Raw genomic sequence first — 262 nt, 5'->3', positions numbered from 1 at the left:
GTTGTAATAGTAAGTACGAGGACCATCTCTAAATCCTTTCGACTCCATCGCAACTGATAATTGATGTGCCTTTCTAATATTTTGGCTTAATAGAGGTATAATTAAATGCTTAAATCGCTTTAACCCTCTATAATTTGCCGCGTCTATCATCTGATAGCGCATTTTTAAAGATCTGCGAAGCTGTATTAAAGAACTAATCATTAAAGGTATCATACGAATGGCAGCCATGAATGCATAAGCAACTTTTGATTTAACCTTTAAA

General features: G+C 34.4%; 1 protein-coding gene. It reads right to left on the bottom strand.

The genetic code is table 11. The annotated features are described in order from the left end of the window. Positions 1-262, bottom strand: a 262-nt coding sequence (locus tag GUI70_RS25870; protein ID WP_161884595.1) for an energy-coupling factor transporter transmembrane component T, incomplete at both ends; no start/stop codon positions are given.

The organism is Deinococcus alpinitundrae (assembly GCF_009982895.1).
Lineage (GTDB): Bacteria > Deinococcota > Deinococci > Deinococcales > Deinococcaceae > Deinococcus > Deinococcus alpinitundrae.
Note: the sequence above shows the minus strand (reverse complement) of the source record. Positions and strands in the feature narration are given on the sequence as shown.